The 15,561-nt window shown below is 64.0% G+C and carries 16 protein-coding genes; 10 read left to right on the forward strand and 6 right to left on the reverse strand.

Annotated features, from left to right (window positions below; all coding sequences use genetic code 11):
- The first annotated feature begins 20 nt into the window (after window positions 1-20).
- The 10 genes from DFO68_RS01315 (at window position 21) to DFO68_RS01360 (ending at window position 10,569) form a co-directional block, all read left to right on the forward strand.
- Window positions 21-1,763 (forward strand): ABC transporter substrate-binding protein, encoded by a 1,743-nt coding sequence (locus DFO68_RS01315; RefSeq protein WP_133481278.1) that lies wholly within the window; start codon window positions 21-23, stop codon window positions 1,761-1,763.
- Between the two features lie 143 nt (window positions 1,764-1,906).
- Window positions 1,907-3,523, forward strand: a complete 1,617-nt coding sequence (locus DFO68_RS01320) for a glycerol-3-phosphate dehydrogenase/oxidase (RefSeq protein ID WP_133481280.1) — start codon at window positions 1,907-1,909, stop codon at window positions 3,521-3,523.
- Between the two features lie 260 nt (window positions 3,524-3,783).
- Window positions 3,784-5,025 carry a uracil-xanthine permease family protein gene (locus DFO68_RS01325; RefSeq protein WP_133481282.1) on the forward strand — a complete coding sequence of 414 codons (1,242 nt, stop codon included), beginning with the start codon at window positions 3,784-3,786 and terminating at the stop codon, window positions 5,023-5,025.
- A gap of 164 nt (window positions 5,026-5,189) precedes the next feature.
- Window positions 5,190-5,849 (forward strand): molybdenum cofactor guanylyltransferase MobA, encoded by a 660-nt coding sequence (mobA, locus tag DFO68_RS01330; protein WP_133481284.1) that lies wholly within the window; start codon window positions 5,190-5,192, stop codon window positions 5,847-5,849.
- On the forward strand, window positions 5,842-6,450 hold the full coding sequence (mobB, locus tag DFO68_RS01335; protein ID WP_243726378.1) for a molybdopterin-guanine dinucleotide biosynthesis protein B: 609 nt from the start codon (window positions 5,842-5,844) through the stop codon (window positions 6,448-6,450). The genes mobA and mobB overlap by 8 nt, the downstream gene beginning before the upstream one ends.
- Window positions 6,447-7,700, forward strand: coding sequence for a molybdopterin molybdotransferase MoeA (gene moeA / locus DFO68_RS01340; protein ID WP_133481286.1), 1,254 nt, complete (start codon window positions 6,447-6,449; stop codon window positions 7,698-7,700). The genes mobB and moeA overlap by 4 nt, the downstream gene beginning before the upstream one ends.
- A gap of 12 nt (window positions 7,701-7,712) precedes the next feature.
- Window positions 7,713-8,573, forward strand: coding sequence for a cyclic pyranopterin monophosphate synthase MoaC (moaC, locus tag DFO68_RS01345; protein WP_133481288.1), 861 nt, complete (start codon window positions 7,713-7,715; stop codon window positions 8,571-8,573).
- A gap of 3 nt (window positions 8,574-8,576) precedes the next feature.
- Window positions 8,577-9,032, forward strand: coding sequence for a molybdopterin synthase catalytic subunit MoaE (gene moaE, locus DFO68_RS01350; RefSeq protein WP_133481290.1), 456 nt, complete (start codon window positions 8,577-8,579; stop codon window positions 9,030-9,032).
- The gene (moaA, locus tag DFO68_RS01355) at window positions 9,029-10,021 is read left to right on the forward strand and encodes a GTP 3',8-cyclase MoaA (protein ID WP_133481292.1); all 993 of its coding nucleotides are present in this window, start codon (window positions 9,029-9,031) and stop codon (window positions 10,019-10,021) included. Before moaE ends, moaA begins: the two co-directional genes overlap by 4 nt.
- 257 nt (window positions 10,022-10,278) lie before the next feature.
- Window positions 10,279-10,569 (forward strand): H-NS histone family protein, encoded by a 291-nt coding sequence (locus tag DFO68_RS01360; RefSeq protein WP_133481294.1) that lies wholly within the window; start codon window positions 10,279-10,281, stop codon window positions 10,567-10,569.
- 86 nt (window positions 10,570-10,655) lie between these two features.
- On the opposite strand, the gene DFO68_RS01365 is transcribed toward DFO68_RS01360, so the two are convergent.
- The 6 genes from DFO68_RS01365 to DFO68_RS15435 all read right to left on the reverse strand — a co-directional run bounded on the left by DFO68_RS01365 (window position 10,656) and on the right by DFO68_RS15435 (window position 15,561).
- Entirely contained in the window at window positions 10,656-12,263 is a 1,608-nt protein-coding gene (locus DFO68_RS01365; protein WP_133481296.1) for a ribonuclease J, read from the reverse strand.
- Window positions 12,264-12,554: 291 nt separating this feature from the next.
- Window positions 12,555-13,250, reverse strand: a complete 696-nt coding sequence (locus DFO68_RS01370; RefSeq protein ID WP_133481503.1) for an OmpA/MotB family protein — start codon at window positions 13,248-13,250, stop codon at window positions 12,555-12,557.
- A gap of 1 nt (window position 13,251) precedes the next feature.
- Window positions 13,252-14,064 carry a motility protein A gene (locus DFO68_RS01375; RefSeq protein ID WP_133481298.1) on the reverse strand — a complete coding sequence of 271 codons (813 nt, stop codon included), beginning with the start codon at window positions 14,062-14,064 and terminating at the stop codon, window positions 13,252-13,254.
- A gap of 158 nt (window positions 14,065-14,222) precedes the next feature.
- Window positions 14,223-14,927 carry an RNA polymerase sigma factor FliA gene (locus DFO68_RS01380; protein WP_133481299.1) on the reverse strand — a complete coding sequence of 235 codons (705 nt, stop codon included), beginning with the start codon at window positions 14,925-14,927 and terminating at the stop codon, window positions 14,223-14,225.
- Between the two features lie 65 nt (window positions 14,928-14,992).
- A complete protein-coding gene (locus tag DFO68_RS16015; protein ID WP_133481301.1) occupies window positions 14,993-15,406 on the reverse strand; it encodes a flagellar protein FlhE in 414 nt (137 codons plus the stop codon).
- Window positions 15,403-15,561, reverse strand: a complete 159-nt coding sequence (locus DFO68_RS15435; RefSeq protein ID WP_166637502.1) for a hypothetical protein — start codon at window positions 15,559-15,561, stop codon at window positions 15,403-15,405. The genes DFO68_RS16015 and DFO68_RS15435 overlap by 4 nt, the downstream gene beginning before the upstream one ends.

The following is a 15,561-nucleotide window of genomic DNA, read 5'->3' on the forward strand; positions in this document are numbered from 1 at the left end:
CCACAACCCAAGAGGTCAATATGAAAGCGACAACAATGCGACTCTCTCTACTGGCGGCCGGTGTCATGCTGGCCAGCAGCGCCCTGCACGCCGAAACCCATGACGCGCGCGCCATCGCCGAACGCCTGGTCGATGAACACTTCCAGGAGTCGACACTGTCCCGCGAGAAGCAGATTGAGGAACTGATGTGGTTCGCCAAGGCGGCCGAGCCCTTCCGTGGGATGGAAATCAATACCGTCGCCGAGGGCCTGACCACGCACATTTACGAGCGTGATGTGCTGGCCGAGGCGTTCAGCGACCTGACCGGTATCGACGTGACCCACAACATCATCGGCGAAGGCGATGTGGTCAACAACATGCAGACCCAGATGCAGTCGGGTCGCAATATCTATGATGGCTACATCAATGACTCCGATTCTATCGGCACCCATATCCGCTACGGCACCACCATCAACATTTCCGATGCCATGGCCAACGAGTGGGCCGACTACACCCTGCCGACCCTGGACCTTGACGACTTCATCGGCCTGCAGTACGGCACCGGCCCGGATGGCAACATCTACCAGTTGCCCGACCAGCAGTTCGCCAACCTCTACTGGTTCCGCTACGACTGGTTCCAGCGCGAGGATCTGCAGCAGCAGTTCCGCGATATCTATGGCTACGACCTGGGTGTTCCCACCAACTGGACAGCCTACCAGGACATTGCCGAGTTCTTCTCCGAGCATGTCGGCGAGATCGATGGCACCAAGGTTTATGGTCACATGGACTATGGCCGTCGCGATCCCTCGCTGGGCTGGCGTTTCCATGACTCCTGGCTCTCCATGGCGGGCATGGGCAGCCCCGGTGTGCCGTTCGGCAATCCGGTGGACGACTGGGGGATCTGCGTCAACGAGCAGAGCCAGCCGGTGGGCGCCAGTGTCAGCCGCGGCGGAGCCACCAACTCGCCGGCCTCGGTGTTCGCCGTGACCAAGATGGTCGACTGGCTCGAGAAGTACGCCCCACCCGAGGCCAGCGGCATGACCTTCGGTGAGGCCGGTCCGGTGCCTGCTCAGGGGAATATCGCCCAGCAGATCTTCTGGTATACCGCCTTCACCGCTGATATGACCGACCCTTCGCTGCCGGTCACCGACGACCAGGGCAATCCCAAGTGGCGCATGGCACCATCGCCCACCGGTCCGTACTGGGAGGAAGGCATGAAGGTCGGCTATCAGGACGTGGGATCCTGGACCTTCTTCGATTCCACGCCCGAGGATCGTCGCACGGCGGCCTGGCTGTTCGCCCAGTTCACCGTCTCCAAGACGGTCTCCCTCGAGAAGCTGCTGGCCGGCCTTACGCCGATCCGCAAGTCCGATATCTTCTCCGAGCAGATGACCGAGATGGCTCCCAAGCTGGGTGGCCTGGTGGAATTCTATCGCAGCCCCAACGCGTCCAAATGGACGCCGTCATCCACCAACGTGCCGGACTATCCGCGCATGGCCCCACTCTGGTGGCAGAACCTGGCACCGGCGGTCAACGGCGATATTTCGCCCAAGGAAGCGCTCGACAACCTGGCCGGAGATCTCGACAGCATCATGGCGCGTCTGGCGCGCGCCAAGGTCTTCGCGATCTATGCGCCCAACCTCAATGAAGAGCGTGATCCCGAGTATTGGCTCTCCCAGCCGGGCGCGCCCAAGGAGAAGCTAGATAATGAGATGCCGCAGGGCACCACCGTACCTTACGACGAAATGATGGAGGCGTGGATGGCTGCTGGTTCTCGCGAATGATGAGCGGGCGGGTTGCTTGATCCGCCCATTACTGCCCCGGGCATCCCCGGGACACTTCAAGATCGTGTAACCGGTTGCCTGAACGGGAGGGCCCCCTCGGTGCAGGCCGAGCGGGGCCTGTTGCTTTCAAAGAAGGGCCAGACATGCAACTCAGAGAGAATAACATTCGCAAGCTCCCCGGCCAGACCTTCGATGCGCTGGTGATCGGGGGCGGAATCAACGGGGCCTCAGCGGCGGCGGCGCTGAGCGGCAAGGGCGCCAGGATTGCGCTGATCGATCGCGGTGACTTCGCCGGCAGCACCAGCATGCACTCCTCCAACCTGGTATGGGGAGGCATCAAGTACATGGAGAGCGGCGACTTCAAGTTAGTGCGTAAGCTCTGCAAGAGTCGCAACCACCTGATCAGAAGCTACCCCTCCACAGTCCAGGAGATTCGCTTCCTGACCACCATCAACAAGGGCTTTCGCCACCATCCCCTCTATCCCTGGGCCGGTACCTGGCTGTATTGGCTGATGGGTAATGCCTTCACGCGCCGTCCCAACTACTTGCGCCCATCAGGCATCAAGGCGCGCGAGCCGATCATTGATACGCGCAATGCCCGAGGGGGCTTTGAGTATTCCGATGCCTATCTGCACGACAACGACGCGCGTTTCGTTTTCAATTTCGTGCGCGGCGCCATGGATTTTGGCACGGTGGCGGCTAACTACGTCGAATCGCTGGGGGCGCGCCGCGAGGGGGATATGTGGATCACCCAGGCCCGGGATTGTACCCACGGCACGACCTTCAAGATTCGCTCCCGGGTGTTGATCAATGCGGCCGGTCCCTGGGTTGATCACCACAATAGCCTTTCCTGTCAGCAGACCGACCATCACCATGTCTTTTCCAAGGGCATCCATCTGATTGTTCCCCGCCTGACCGAGAGCAAGCGGGTGCTGGCCTTCTTCGCCGACGATGGGCGGCTGTTCTTCGTTATTCCCATGGGCCCGCGCACCTGCATCGGTACCACGGATACCCGGGTCGAGAAACCCGAGGTCGGCGCGACGGAGGAGGACATCCGCTTCGTGCTTGACAACATCAACACCCGGCTTGAACTCGCGACCCCGCTAGGCAAGCAGGACATCATCGCCACGCGCTGCGGTGTGCGCCCGCTCGCGGTCAAGCCCAGTGGAGGTGGCGACCGGGACTTTCTCAATCTGTCGCGCAAGCATGCCATCGACATCGATGCCGAGCAGCGTCACCTGAGTATCTTCGGCGGCAAGCTCACCGACTGCCTCAATGTTGGCGAAGAGGTCGTGGAGGAGGTGCGTCGGCTGGGCGTCGAGATCCCGTTTCCGGATTATCGCTGGTACGGCGAGTCTGATGCCTCGGTTTGCGAGGCTTTCATGCATCAGGCACGGCTGATGGAACTGGATGCGATGACCCGCGCCGAGGCCTCCGAGCCGCTCAGCACCCGGTTGTGGCGCCGCTATGGCGCCCAGGCCCTGGAGCTGCTCGAGGACATCCGCCAGGATCCGCGCCAGGGAGAAGTGCTCATCGAAGGCACGGAATACCTGCGCTGTGAGCTCAAACTAGCCCGGCGCCGCGAGATGGTGACCAAGCTCGAGGATTTCCTGCGGCGTCGCGCCAAGATTTCGCTGGTAGTACCCGAGGAGAGTATCCGCCACTCGCCGGGACTGCGCGAAGCCTGTGAGATCCTCTTCGATGACCAGGCCGAGGCACGCCTTAAGGAGTATCTGGAGACGGCGACACCCGAGTCTTGACAGGGCTTTCGCAGCTGCACAAGCGAGAGGGTGCTGGGGGCAAGCCGAAGAGGAGGTTCTACGCCATGGATGGCGTCGGTAGCGTACAGGGAAGTATTCACAGCGCCTCCTTGCAGGCTTGCCGACGGGTCAGCTCAGAGCGATGGCAGTGACTGCGATAGCTCAGACGAACATTAAGGGACGAGAAGCTATTGGGGCAGCCAGGCTGGTAGAATGCCGCGCGATTTCCTCCCTCTATCATCTTTTCGGAGCCCTGGATCATGACCGATAACTCCGCGGCGGCCGCCATGCCCACCGACTCCCCGTTGCGCACCTTGCTGAGCGGGGCGCAGATGCTCTTCGTGGCCTTCGGTGCCCTGGTGCTGGTGCCGCTGCTCACCGGCCTGGACCCCAACGTGGCACTGTTCACGGCGGGGGTCGGCACCCTGATCTTCCATGGCGTGACCCGGGTCAGCGTGCCGGTATTCCTGGCCTCGTCGTTTGCCTTCATCGCCCCCATCCAGGGCTCGGTGGCCAATTACGGTATTCCCGCCACCCTCGGCGGGCTGATGGTCGCGGGCCTGGTCTATGTGGTGATCTCCCAGTGTGTGCGCCTCAAGGGCACCGCCTGGCTGCACCGCCTGCTGCCCCCGGTGGTGGTAGGGCCGGTGATCATGGTGATTGGCCTGGCGCTCGCCCCGGTGGCGGTGGATATGGCCACCGGCGAGACCAGCGAGAGCATTGGCTATGGCGCCGCGATCCTGCTCTCCATGGCCAGCCTGCTGGTCACGCTGGTGCTGGCGGTGTTCGGCCGTGGCCTGATTCGCCTGATCCCGATCATGGGCGGTATCGCCACCGGCTACATGCTGGCGCTGGTGATGGGGGTGGTGGACTTCACGCCGGTGCAGGAGGCAGCCTGGCTGTCGCTGCCGTCGTTCACCGCCCCCAGCTTTCACTGGGCGGCGATCCTGTTCATGATCCCGGTCGCCATCGCGCCGGCGGTGGAGCATATCGGTGATATGATCGCCATCGGTTCGGTGACCCGTGAGAACTATCTGGTCAAGCCTGGCCTGCATCGCACTCTGCTCGGCGATGGCCTGGCTACCAGCGCCGCGGCGATCTTCGGCGGACCGCCCAATACCACCTACTCCGAGGTCACCGGCGCGGTGACCCTCACGCGTGTCTTCAATCCCTGGATCATGGTGGTCGCGGCCTGCATCGCCATCGTGCTGGCTTTCGTCGGCAAGCTCGGCGCGCTGCTGCAGACCATCCCCGGGCCGGTGATGGGCGGCATCATGACGCTGCTATTTGGCTCCATCGCCGTGGTTGGCATGAACACCCTGGTGCGGGCCGGCAAGCCTCTCACTGCACCGCGCAATCTGGTGGTGGTCTCGCTGGTGCTGGTCTTTGGCATCGGCGGCATGCAGTTCGGTAATGGCCAGTTCACCCTGCAGGGGGTCAGCCTCGCCGCCCTGGTGGGCATCGTGCTCAACTGGGTGCTGCCCCGCGCCGAGGAGGAGTGACACCCCTCAGCCGTGGTGCAGCTGCTGACCCGCCTTGGCGGCACGACGATAAGCCGTGGCTTGATGGTGTCAGCGCAGTGCGCCAGCGTGGCCGGACGGCATGGCACCTGCCTTCGTGCTGAGGCATCATGACCCATGACATGACCCTTTCATTAGGAGAGACGATGATCACCCGAGACGAGCTTACCGGTTTGATCCTGGCCGGCGGCCAGGGACGCCGGATGGGCGGGCGTGACAAGGGGCTCGAACCCTTCCTCGGCCGACCGCTGGTGGCCCACGTCCGCGATCGCCTGGCAGGTCGGGTGGTCGAGGTACTCATTAACGCCAATCGCAACGCCGAGGCCTATGCACCCTTTTCCGATCGCGTGATCGTGGATGCCGAGGGTGGCTTCCAGGGCCCGCTGATGGGGATCTACAGCGGCCTGCGCGCAGCGACGACGCCCTGGCTGCTGGTGGTGCCTTGCGACAGCCCGGCGCTGCCCCGAGATCTAGTCGATCGCATGGTGGCGCGTCTGGCGGCCAGCGATGGTCAGCACCAGGGCGAGGGCGATATCGCCGTGGCCTTCGACGGCGAGCGACTGCACCCGGTGGTGGCGCTGATCCGTACCGCCCTAGTGGATGATCTCGCGATGGCGCTGGCTGCCGGTGAACGCAAGATCGATCGCTGGTATGCCCGTCACGCTTGGTGCCGGGTGGACGTCAGCGATTGCCCGGACGCCTTCGCCAACCTCAATAGCGATGACGAGAAGCAGCGGCTGGAGCGCGTGCTGAGCGAGGCACCTTCAGCAGCGAAGCAGAGGAGCCCGCAGGTTGCAAGTGACTGAATCCCTCCCTCCTAGCGTGCCGCGGCACCTGTCGTTCGACGATGACCTGCCGCTGCTGGGCATCGCCGCCTGGAGCGGTACCGGCAAGACCACCCTGCTGGAGCGGCTCTTGCCGCGCCTTGGCGAGCGCGGCCTGCGGATGGCGGTGATCAAGCATGCCCACCACGGCTTCGACGTCGATCAGCCCGGCAAGGATAGTTATCGTCTGCGCCAGGCCGGTGCCTCGCCGATGCTGGTGGCGTCCCGCGCCCGGGTGGCGCTGATGATGGAGACTCCCGGGCGCGAAGAGGCCGACCTGGCCGAGCTCGTCGGTATGGTGCGCCCCCAGCATCCCGACCTGGTGCTGGTAGAAGGGTTCAAGGCCTGGCCGCTGCCTAAGCTTGAACTCTACCGTCCCGAGGTCGGCAAGACACTACGCGTCGCCCAGGACCCCTGGGTGCGCGCCGTGGCCAGCGACGCGCCCCTCGCACTACCTGAAGGTGTGGCGGCGCTGGATATCAATGACCTCGTGGCGCTCACCGACTGGATCGCCGCCTGGCCGGCACGCTGGCCGAGCAGCCAGCTGCCCCGCGAGAGCAAGCGGGGGGAGCCCGCGCCATGACGCTTTCCTGCTTCGATCTCGGCGAGCGCATGCTCCCGGTGGCAGAGGCCCGCGCCCGCCTGGTCAGCCTGGTCGAGACGCCGCTGCCCGCCGAGCGGGCAGCGTTGGGTGAACTTCACGGCCGGGTACTGGCCGAGGATATCGTCTCGCCCATTGACGTGCCGCAGAACACCAATGCCGCCATGGACGGCATCGCCCTGGCCTGGCCGGCAGACGACGAGCGGCCCGACGCGTGGCGAATCTCCGGGGAGGTATTGGCTGGCAGTCGCCGGGATGAGGCGCTGGCTAAGCACGAATGCGTTCGCATTACCACCGGGGCACCGCTGCCGCAGGGCGCCGACACCGTGATCATGCTCGAGCAGCTCGAAGCGCGCGGCGAGACGGTGGTGGTGCATCAGCCCGATGGCGTCCGACGCGGCCAGCACGTCCGTCAGGCCGGCGAGGACATTCCCCGGGGCCGCACGGCGCTGCGCGCCGGGACCCGGCTGGGGGCGGCTGAACTGGGGCTGCTGGCCTCGCTGGGCATCGCCGTGGCGAAGGTGTATCGTCGTCCACGGGTGGCCATTTTCTCCACCGGCGACGAGGTCACCGCGCCGGGCGAGCCGCTGCCCTCGGCCGGCATCTTCGATGCCAACCGCTATACGCTGGCCGGCCTGCTGGCCGAGCAGGGCGCCGAGTTGCTCGATCTGGGCATCCTCCCCGACGACCGCCAGGCGATGATCGCCGCCTTGACTGATGCCGCCGGGCGGGCCGACCTGGTGGTCACCAGCGGCGGCGTGTCGGTGGGCCATGCCGACTTTACCCGCGCCGCACTGGAGGCGGTCGGTCGCCTAGCCTTCTGGCGCATCGCCATCCGTCCCGGGCGCCCGCTGGCCTGTGGCCTGCTCGGCGAGCGCGATGTGCCCTTCCTGGGGCTGCCCGGCAATCCGGTGGCGGTGATGGTGACCTTTCTGCAATTCGTGGTGCCGCTGCTGTTCAAGTTACAGGGCAGGCCGATGCACGTACCCACACGGCTGATCGCCGTCGCCGACGAGTCCCTGACAAGCCGGCTGGGGCGTACCGACTTCCTGCGCGGGCGCTACCACATCGACGCCGATGGCCGCCTGCATGTGGTCAGCACCGGTGCGCAGGGCTCGGGGATACTCTCCTCGATGGTGGCGGCCAACTGCCTAATCGAGCTCACCGATGACCTTGCGGGGGCGGCCCCGGGCGAGACGGTGAGCATCCAACCCCTTTATCGACTGCCATGAGACGCTGACCCCATGCCTCTGACCCATCCGTCCCTGACCCATCTCAATGCCCGCGGCGAGGCTCACATGGTCGATGTCGCCGACAAGCCGGAGAGTCGCCGCGAGGCCAGCGCCTCCGGCCTTATCCGCATGCAGCCGGCCACCCTGGCGCTGCTCGCCGAGGGTGGCCTGCCTAAGGGCGATGTGCTGGCCACGGCGCGCATTGCCGGCATCCAGGCCGCCAAGCGCACCCACGAGCTGATCCCGCTGTGCCATGCGTTGGCGCTGTCCAAGGTGGCCATCGACTTCACGCTCGACGAGCGCGAGTCCTGCGTCCACGTCACCGCCACCTGCCGCCTCACTGGCCGCACCGGGGTGGAGATGGAAGCCCTGACCGCGGTATCCGTGGCCTGCCTGACCCTCTATGACATGTGCAAGGCGGTGGACAAGCGCATGGAGATCGACGCCATCCACCTCGACACCAAGACCGGCGGCAAGTCCGGTGACTATCGACGCGGTGAGCCCCGCGGAGCGCAAGCGATGGTGCCTCCCGTCATCGAGTCGGTCGCCTCGCCGATCGTCACCGGGGACGGGGGGCCGGGCGAGGTCTCGGTGGGGCAGCGGGGTGACGTCGCCACACCCTCCATCCACGTCAAGTGCCTGGCCGAGCTGCGCGAGCGCCTCGGGGTCGGGGAGGTTTCGGTTCCCGTCGAACGCCTGCCGAGCTCCGACGTGGCCGGCCTCAAGACGGCCCTTAAGGCCCTCGATCCGCGCTTCGCCGGCCTTGACGAGGGGCGGGTGCTGTGTGCTGTCAACCAGGTGATGGCCGGCGAGGCCACGCCGCTGACCGACAACGACGAGGTCGCCTTCTTTCCTCCGGTGACCGGAGGCTGAACGATGATCCGTGTGCAGCAAGACGCCTTCGACGCGGGCGTGGAACAGCGCACCCTGCTCGAGGGGCGCCGCGATATCGGGGCGGTGGTGAGCTTCACCGGCCTGGTGCGCGACTTCAACGAACGCCCCGAGGTCCAGGCCTTGACCCTGGAGCATTACCCGGGCATGACCGAGGCGGCCCTTGGCACGATCGTCGAGCAGGCCGAGGCCCGCTGGCCGCTGCAGGGGGTGACCGTGATTCACCGCATTGGACGCCTTACCCCCGCCGACCCTATCGTGTTGGTCGTGGTCGCCAGCGCGCATCGACGCGCCGCCTTCGAGGCCTGCGACTTCATCATGGATTACCTCAAGACCCGCGCCCCTTTCTGGAAGAAGGAGCACACTACCAGCGGGGATTACTGGGTATCGGAGCGCGACGGGGACCATCACGATGCCCGTCGCTGGGAGATGTTTTCATGACCGATGAACTGATCGACGACTTCGGCCGGCGAGTGCGCTATGTGCGCATCTCGGTCACCGATCGCTGCGATTTCCGCTGTGTCTATTGCATGAGCGAGGAAATGACCTTCCTGCCGCGTGCCCAGGTGCTGACCCTGGAGGAACTGGCGATGGTCGCCCGCGCCTTCACCGAGATGGGCGTCGAGAAGATCCGCCTGACCGGTGGCGAGCCCTTGGTACGGCGAGACATCGACCGTCTCGTGGCCGATATCGGCGCACTGCCAGGACTCAGCGATTTCGCTATGACCACCAATGGCGCCAGCCTGCCCAAATTCGCCTCTCTCCTGCGCGCGGGGGGGCTTGAGCGTCTCAACATCAGTCTCGACTCCCTGGATGCCGAGCGCTTTCGTCTCCTCACCCGCACCGGCGACCTGCACAAGGTCATCGAGGGTATTCATGCCGCGCGTGACGCCGGCTTCGAGCGCATAAAGCTCAATGCCGTGATCCTCAAGGGGCGCAACGACGACGAGGTGCTCGACCTGGTCGGCTTCGCCCGCGACGAGGGCCTCGACATCAGCTTCATCGAGGAGATGCCACTGGGCGATGTTTCGGATCACTCCCGTGCCGAGACCTTCTGTTCCAGCGACGAGGTGCAGGCGCACATCGAAACTCGCCATACCCTGATCCCAACCACCGAATCGACCCTCGGCCCGTCGCGCTACTTCATGATGCCCGACAGCGACAGCCGAGTGGGTTTCATATCGCCCCATAGCCACAACTTCTGTGATACCTGCAACCGGGTTCGCGTCACCGTGGAGGGGCGTTTGCTGCTGTGTCTGGGCAACGAGCACTCCGTCGACCTGCGTGCGGTGCTGCGCCGCCACCCTGGAGATATCGAGGCTCTCAAGCAGGCCATCGTGCGCGCCATGCCGCTCAAGCCCGAGCGTCATCACTTCACCACCGATGGCGATGTGCAGGTGGTACGCTTCATGAACATGACCGGTGGTTGAATCGTCCAGCGCCGGACAGATAACGGCATCAGGGCACAACGGGCGACATCGCGATGTCGCCCGTTGACTTATCGGTGAGAGAAGTTCCGCCGGTATTCCGTGAATCCTGCCCGGGTGTCGGTCTCAGTGTGCGGCAATTTTTTCTCTCTTTCTTTCGGTTTTTCCCACGACTTTTCTTGCCAATGTAAGGCAAGTGCATATACTTTTGACGTGTCATTATCCAACGCAACCATCCAACATTCGGCATGGAGAACACAATGTCCAGCGAATCCCTGGAGCGCATCGCCCGCAACAAGAACGTGGCTCGTGCCGCTGCACGTCAGCTGAGCATGGAACAGCTGCGCAAACTGGCCGAGGTCATCGGTGAGGTGATCGATCAGAAGAAGAATGAGGAAGTTCAGCGCCAGGAAGAGGAAGCCGAAAAGGCCAGGAAACTGGCCGAGATCCGTGAGCAGATCAACGAGGCCGGTCTTTCCCTGGATGATCTGGTGACCGAACAGCCTAAGCGCAAGCGTGGCCGCCCGCCGAAGAGTGCCAGCAAGGGTTGATGTAGGCTTTGAGGCCCTTTTGGGAGCCGTGCTTGCACCACGTTCTATCTTGATCATCGCGATCTGAGGATCGCTTGCACATCCTGCTACTTCTCCAGCATCTGCGCTTCCACGGCGAGAATCTGCAGGTGTACCTCGGGCACTCGATGCAGGTGATCGGCAAGCCAGCGCAGCAGTCTGGGCTGCAATGCTAGGCGCAGCTCCGCCAGGGAATCCACCTGAATGTCCTCGAGGCAGTCGTCCAGCCAGTCGGCAAAGGCGGTCTCATCCATGGTGCTTGCCTGGCTGGCGTCGAGCATCAGCCGGCCGATGCGCGTCCAGCCGCTCTCGGTGGCGGCTACCGAGATGGCCAGATAGAGGCTGCCATGGCGTGAGCGATTGATGCCTTCATCGCCGCCCAGGCCAGGCAGGGCGGCGACGGCGTCCTGGCTGACAATGTACGGCTGCTGGGGATGGCGCGCCGCCACCGAAAGCCCTTCGTTATCCAGACGGATCAGATCGCCGTTGACCGGGATCACCGGCGCTCTTATGCCGAGGGTCTCGGCCAGCTCCCGGTGGGCCTGTTGATGGCGCGGTTCCCCATGTACCGGTAGCAAGTAGCGGGGATCCACCCAACCATAGAAGGTTCGCAGCTCGTCCTGGGCCGGGTGGCCCGAGGCGTGCAGTTCCGGGTGGTTGTGGTCGTCGAGGATGGCCACGCCGCAGTGGGTCAGTCCGCGCTTCAGGCGGTCGATCAGCCTTTCATTGCCGGGAATGGCCTTGGCCGAGAAGATCACCGTATCGCCGGGTTTCAGCTCGAAGTGCTGATGGCGGCCGTGGGAGAGACGTGACAGCGCGGCACGCGGTTCGCCCTGGCTGCCGGTGGCGATCACCAGTACCTCCTCCGGCGGCAGATAACCTAGATCGCTCACCGGCACCAGCGCCGGCAGGTCGTCCAGATAGCCGAGCCCTCGCGCCACGCCTACCATGCGCTCCATTGAACGCCCCATCAGGCTGATTCTTCTGCCACAGCGCTCGGCGGCGCGGCTGATGGCCAGCACTCGCGCCAGGTTGCTGGCGAAGCAGCTCACTACCACGCGCCCCTCGCAACGGTCCAAGGTGCGAGCCAGTGCCTCGGCAACCTCGCCCTCGCTGCGTGAATGGCCGGGCAATGGCGCGTTGGTGGAATCTCCCACCACCAGATCCACGGGAGCAATGGCGCGAAAGGTGGCCGCCGAAATCGCAGGACCGATCAGCGGCTCGGGGTCGAGCTTCCAGTCGCCGGTGTGTAGCACCCGGTGCTCGCCGACGGCGATCAGCAGGGCGCAGCTCTCGGGAATCGAGTGGGTCACTGGCAAGTAGCGCAGGGTGAAGGGGCCGGTCTTTAGCGCTTCGCCGGGCTCGATGATCTGGATGGCATCCGTGGCGAGCCCGCGTTCGATGAACTTGGCCCGCAGCAGGCCGGCGGCCAGCGGGGTGGCATGTATCGGGCAGCCCCACCTTGGCCATAGCCAGGCAGCGGCGCCGATATGATCCTCGTGGCCATGGGTGATGATCAGCGCGCGAGGACGGATCGACAGGGCGTCTAGAGTGGAGAGGTCTGGTACCTGCAGGGGGGTGTCCGGAAGATCCTGGCGGATCATCATGCCGCAGTCCACGGCGATCCACTCATCTCCCTGGCCCCTCTCCCCATACCCATAGAGGCTCAGGTTCATGCCGATTTCGCCGCAGCCACCTAGCGGCAGGAAATGCAGGGGAGGGCGACGGCGAGGGCGGATATGGGCGCGTGGCTGTGGCATCGGCGAGTGCGCGGGCCTGGTAAAATGTATCACCACTATACGGGAAGCCCACCGGGGCTCACAACGCGGCCTCGGGCCGTCGGCTCAGCCCCGGGGTGTCCGGTGCTACTCGGCTCATCCTCGATACGCCGTGCGCAGTATCGCCCTGCGCTGGTCCAACGGCTCACCCCATGCCCTTATATATCAATGCCTTATGATGGATTTTCTTCACGGTTCACGAGTGAGCAGCAGCTCGACCCGACGGTTGGCTGCACGTCCTTCGCTGGTGTCATTGCTGCGGATGGGCTGGGTATCGGCATAGCCGATGGCACGCAGACGCTCCTCAGGAAGACCGGCAGCCACAAGGTAGCGAAGCACCGCGATGGCACGCCCGGTAGAGAGTTCCCAGTTGGAGGGAAAGCGTGGGGTGGCGATAGGCAGGTTATCGGTGTGTCCCTCTACCGATATTCGCCCATCGAACGCCACGAGGGTCTCCATCAGGCCTTGGAGGACCTTTCGCCCCTCTTCGGTCAACTCGGCCTGACCACTGGCAAACAACAAGTTGTTGTCGATGCGTAGGGTGATCCCTCTGTCGCCCTCGACAACGCTGACACCCTCGATCTCCAGTCCCTTGAAACGCGGCTGCAGCCCCTCGTGACGAGGCTTCAGGCCAGGGCTCAGGGGGTCAATGCCGTTCGCGGCAGCGAGGGAGGTTGATCGGGCCTGGGGAGATACCGGCGGCGTTGCCTGCCCCGACAGCTGGTTGCCACTGGTGGCCTGGCCATTGCCGGCCAGCGACAGGAGAAGTACGAAGAGGGTGATCAGCAGGGTCAATACATCGAGGTAACTCATCAGCCAACTTTCGCTGTCTGCGTCACCCTGGTCCGGTGGGCTGAGTACCTGGCGGATGTCCTGATCCTCCATGCTAGCTTGTCTCACTCTTGGCACGACGAGCAGCAGGGGGTTGCGGGTCACGTATCTCATCGTGGTAATTGGCGACGAAGGAGTTCAGGGTCTCTTCGATGAACGATGGCAGGCGGCGCTTGGTGATCAGGGAGATACCCTCGAGTACCATGTTCATCGCGATCAATCGCTCCTCGGTGCGACGCTCGAGCTTCACGGCAATCGGCTTGAAGACAAGATTGGCCAGCAGGATGCCGTAGAAGGTGGTGAGCAGGGCAACGGCCATGCGGGGTCCGATCACGTGCAAGTCACCGGCCTCCATGACCTCCAGCATGTTAACCAAGCCCACCAGGGTGCCGATCATCCCGAAGGCTGGTGCATAGGTGGCCATGGTACGGAATATCTGGGCTTCCGCGTGTTCGCGTGCCTTGAGCCGCGAGATTCGCCAACGCAGCAGGTCGAAGATCTCATCTTCCTTGGTATTGGCGATCACCAGTTGGATGCCGGTGCGTAGAAAGGGGTTGCGCGTCTGTTCCAGGGACGCTTCCACCGCACGAACATCACCCTTCAGCCAAAGCCGGGACATGTCGACCAGCTCCGTGATGTCATCGCGGATATAGGTGTTCTCGCGTCGGAAGACGATAGCGACCAGGCGCACTACCCTCAGCACCTCCTTGAGGGGGTAGCTGATGAAGGTCGCAGCCAGTGTGCCGGCAACGACGATACCGAGTCCCGGGAGATTGATGAAGCTCTGCGGGGATTCGGCGGTAAAGAGCAGGACACTGGCGAGCAGCACGCAGCTGGCCAGTATCCCGATCAGTGTCGAGGGATTCATTCAGGACTCCTGGCCGTCGATCACATGGACATACAGTAGTTATCGGACATCGTGCCGAATACTTTAATCAGGTGTTTTTACGCAGCAGCACCACCATGACCCTGAGTGAGGCCTGGATGCAACGCAAGCGAGCTGCTCGTCCAGGCCAGGAAGGAGGTTCAATCCGTGTCATGGAGTTGTGCTCGCAGGCGGCTAACCGCCTGGCTGTGCAGTTGGCAGACCCGTGACTCCGATACGCCCAGCACCGCGCCGATTTCCTTGAGGTTGAGTTCCTCCTGGTAGTAGAGGGCCATCAGCAGCTTCTCGCGCTCGGGCAGCGCCTCGATCGCCTGGATTAGAAGGTTGCGCTTTTCCTGGTCGATCAGGCGGGAGAACGGGCTTTCCAGGGCGCGGCCTTCGAGCCGTGACTCCCCCCCCTCGGCCATCAGCTCCTCGAAGGGCAACAGCTGGCCGCTGTTGGTATCGTTGAGCAGGCGACGATAGTCCGCCAGGGGCATCTCGAGCTCGGCGGCGATCTCCGTCTCCTCGGGCGGACGCCCCAGCTGCTGTTCCAGCCGGCGCACGGTCTCGTCAACGGCTCTGGCGCTACGCCTTACGCTGCGCGGCAGCCAGTCCCGGCTGCGCAGTTCGTCCAGCATGGCACCGCGGATACGTTGGTTAGCGAAGGTCGCAAAGCTGGCGCCCTGCCCGGTGTTAAAGCGGCCCATGGCTTCTAGCAGCCCCACGGTACCTGCCTGAATCAGGTCATCCAGTTCGATGCTGGCTGGCAGGCGCACCTGCAGTGCCAGCGCCTGACGGCGTACCAGGGGCAAATACTCGGTCAGCAGTGCTCGCTGATCGATCTTGCCTTGTGCTGTATACATCCTGTTGCCTCACAGCTGGTCTGCAGACCCACCCACTTGAGCGGATGGCGTTGCTAAATTCGGTGTTATCGATAATTCACGATCACCTGAAGTCCACCCACCGTTACCGGACGCTGCCCTTCCGGCAGGGAGAAGCGAAATTCCAGGGGCGCATCGGCGGCGCTCCCTGCCAGTGCCCGAGTAGTTCCCCGCATATTCGCAAGCGGGGTACAACCGGCAGGGTGACAAAGCCTGACGTTGACTCGGCTGCCCGGAGGATGTCGGTAGCGCCAGACGATACTCTGTATGACATGACCCCTGGGTATGACGTGACCCCTGGCTTGCGAGGTGCTTGGCCTCAGAGCATCAGACGCTGTGTCGCGTCCTGTCAGGCTGACCCTGACCGGGGGTGCTGTGGCGACCCAGCTGCCTGCTGCCTGCAGCTCTCCGCAGGCAAGGGCCAGCAGCAGTAGCAGACAATAGCCGCTGTACCTTTTCATCTGGCGAACACCAGCAAGCCGATCTCCAGGGAGTGCCACGCGGCCTGTCGCAGATTGTCCTGCCTCTTGCGCGGCCGCAACTCGCGCAGCGGGCGCAGGGCATCTCGGCGGGTAGTGCCTGAGAAGCGAGTGACCCTTATCTGAGTGACCCTCAT

The organism is Halomonas ventosae (assembly GCF_004361885.1).
Taxonomy (GTDB): Bacteria; Pseudomonadota; Gammaproteobacteria; order Pseudomonadales; family Halomonadaceae; genus Halomonas; species Halomonas ventosae_C.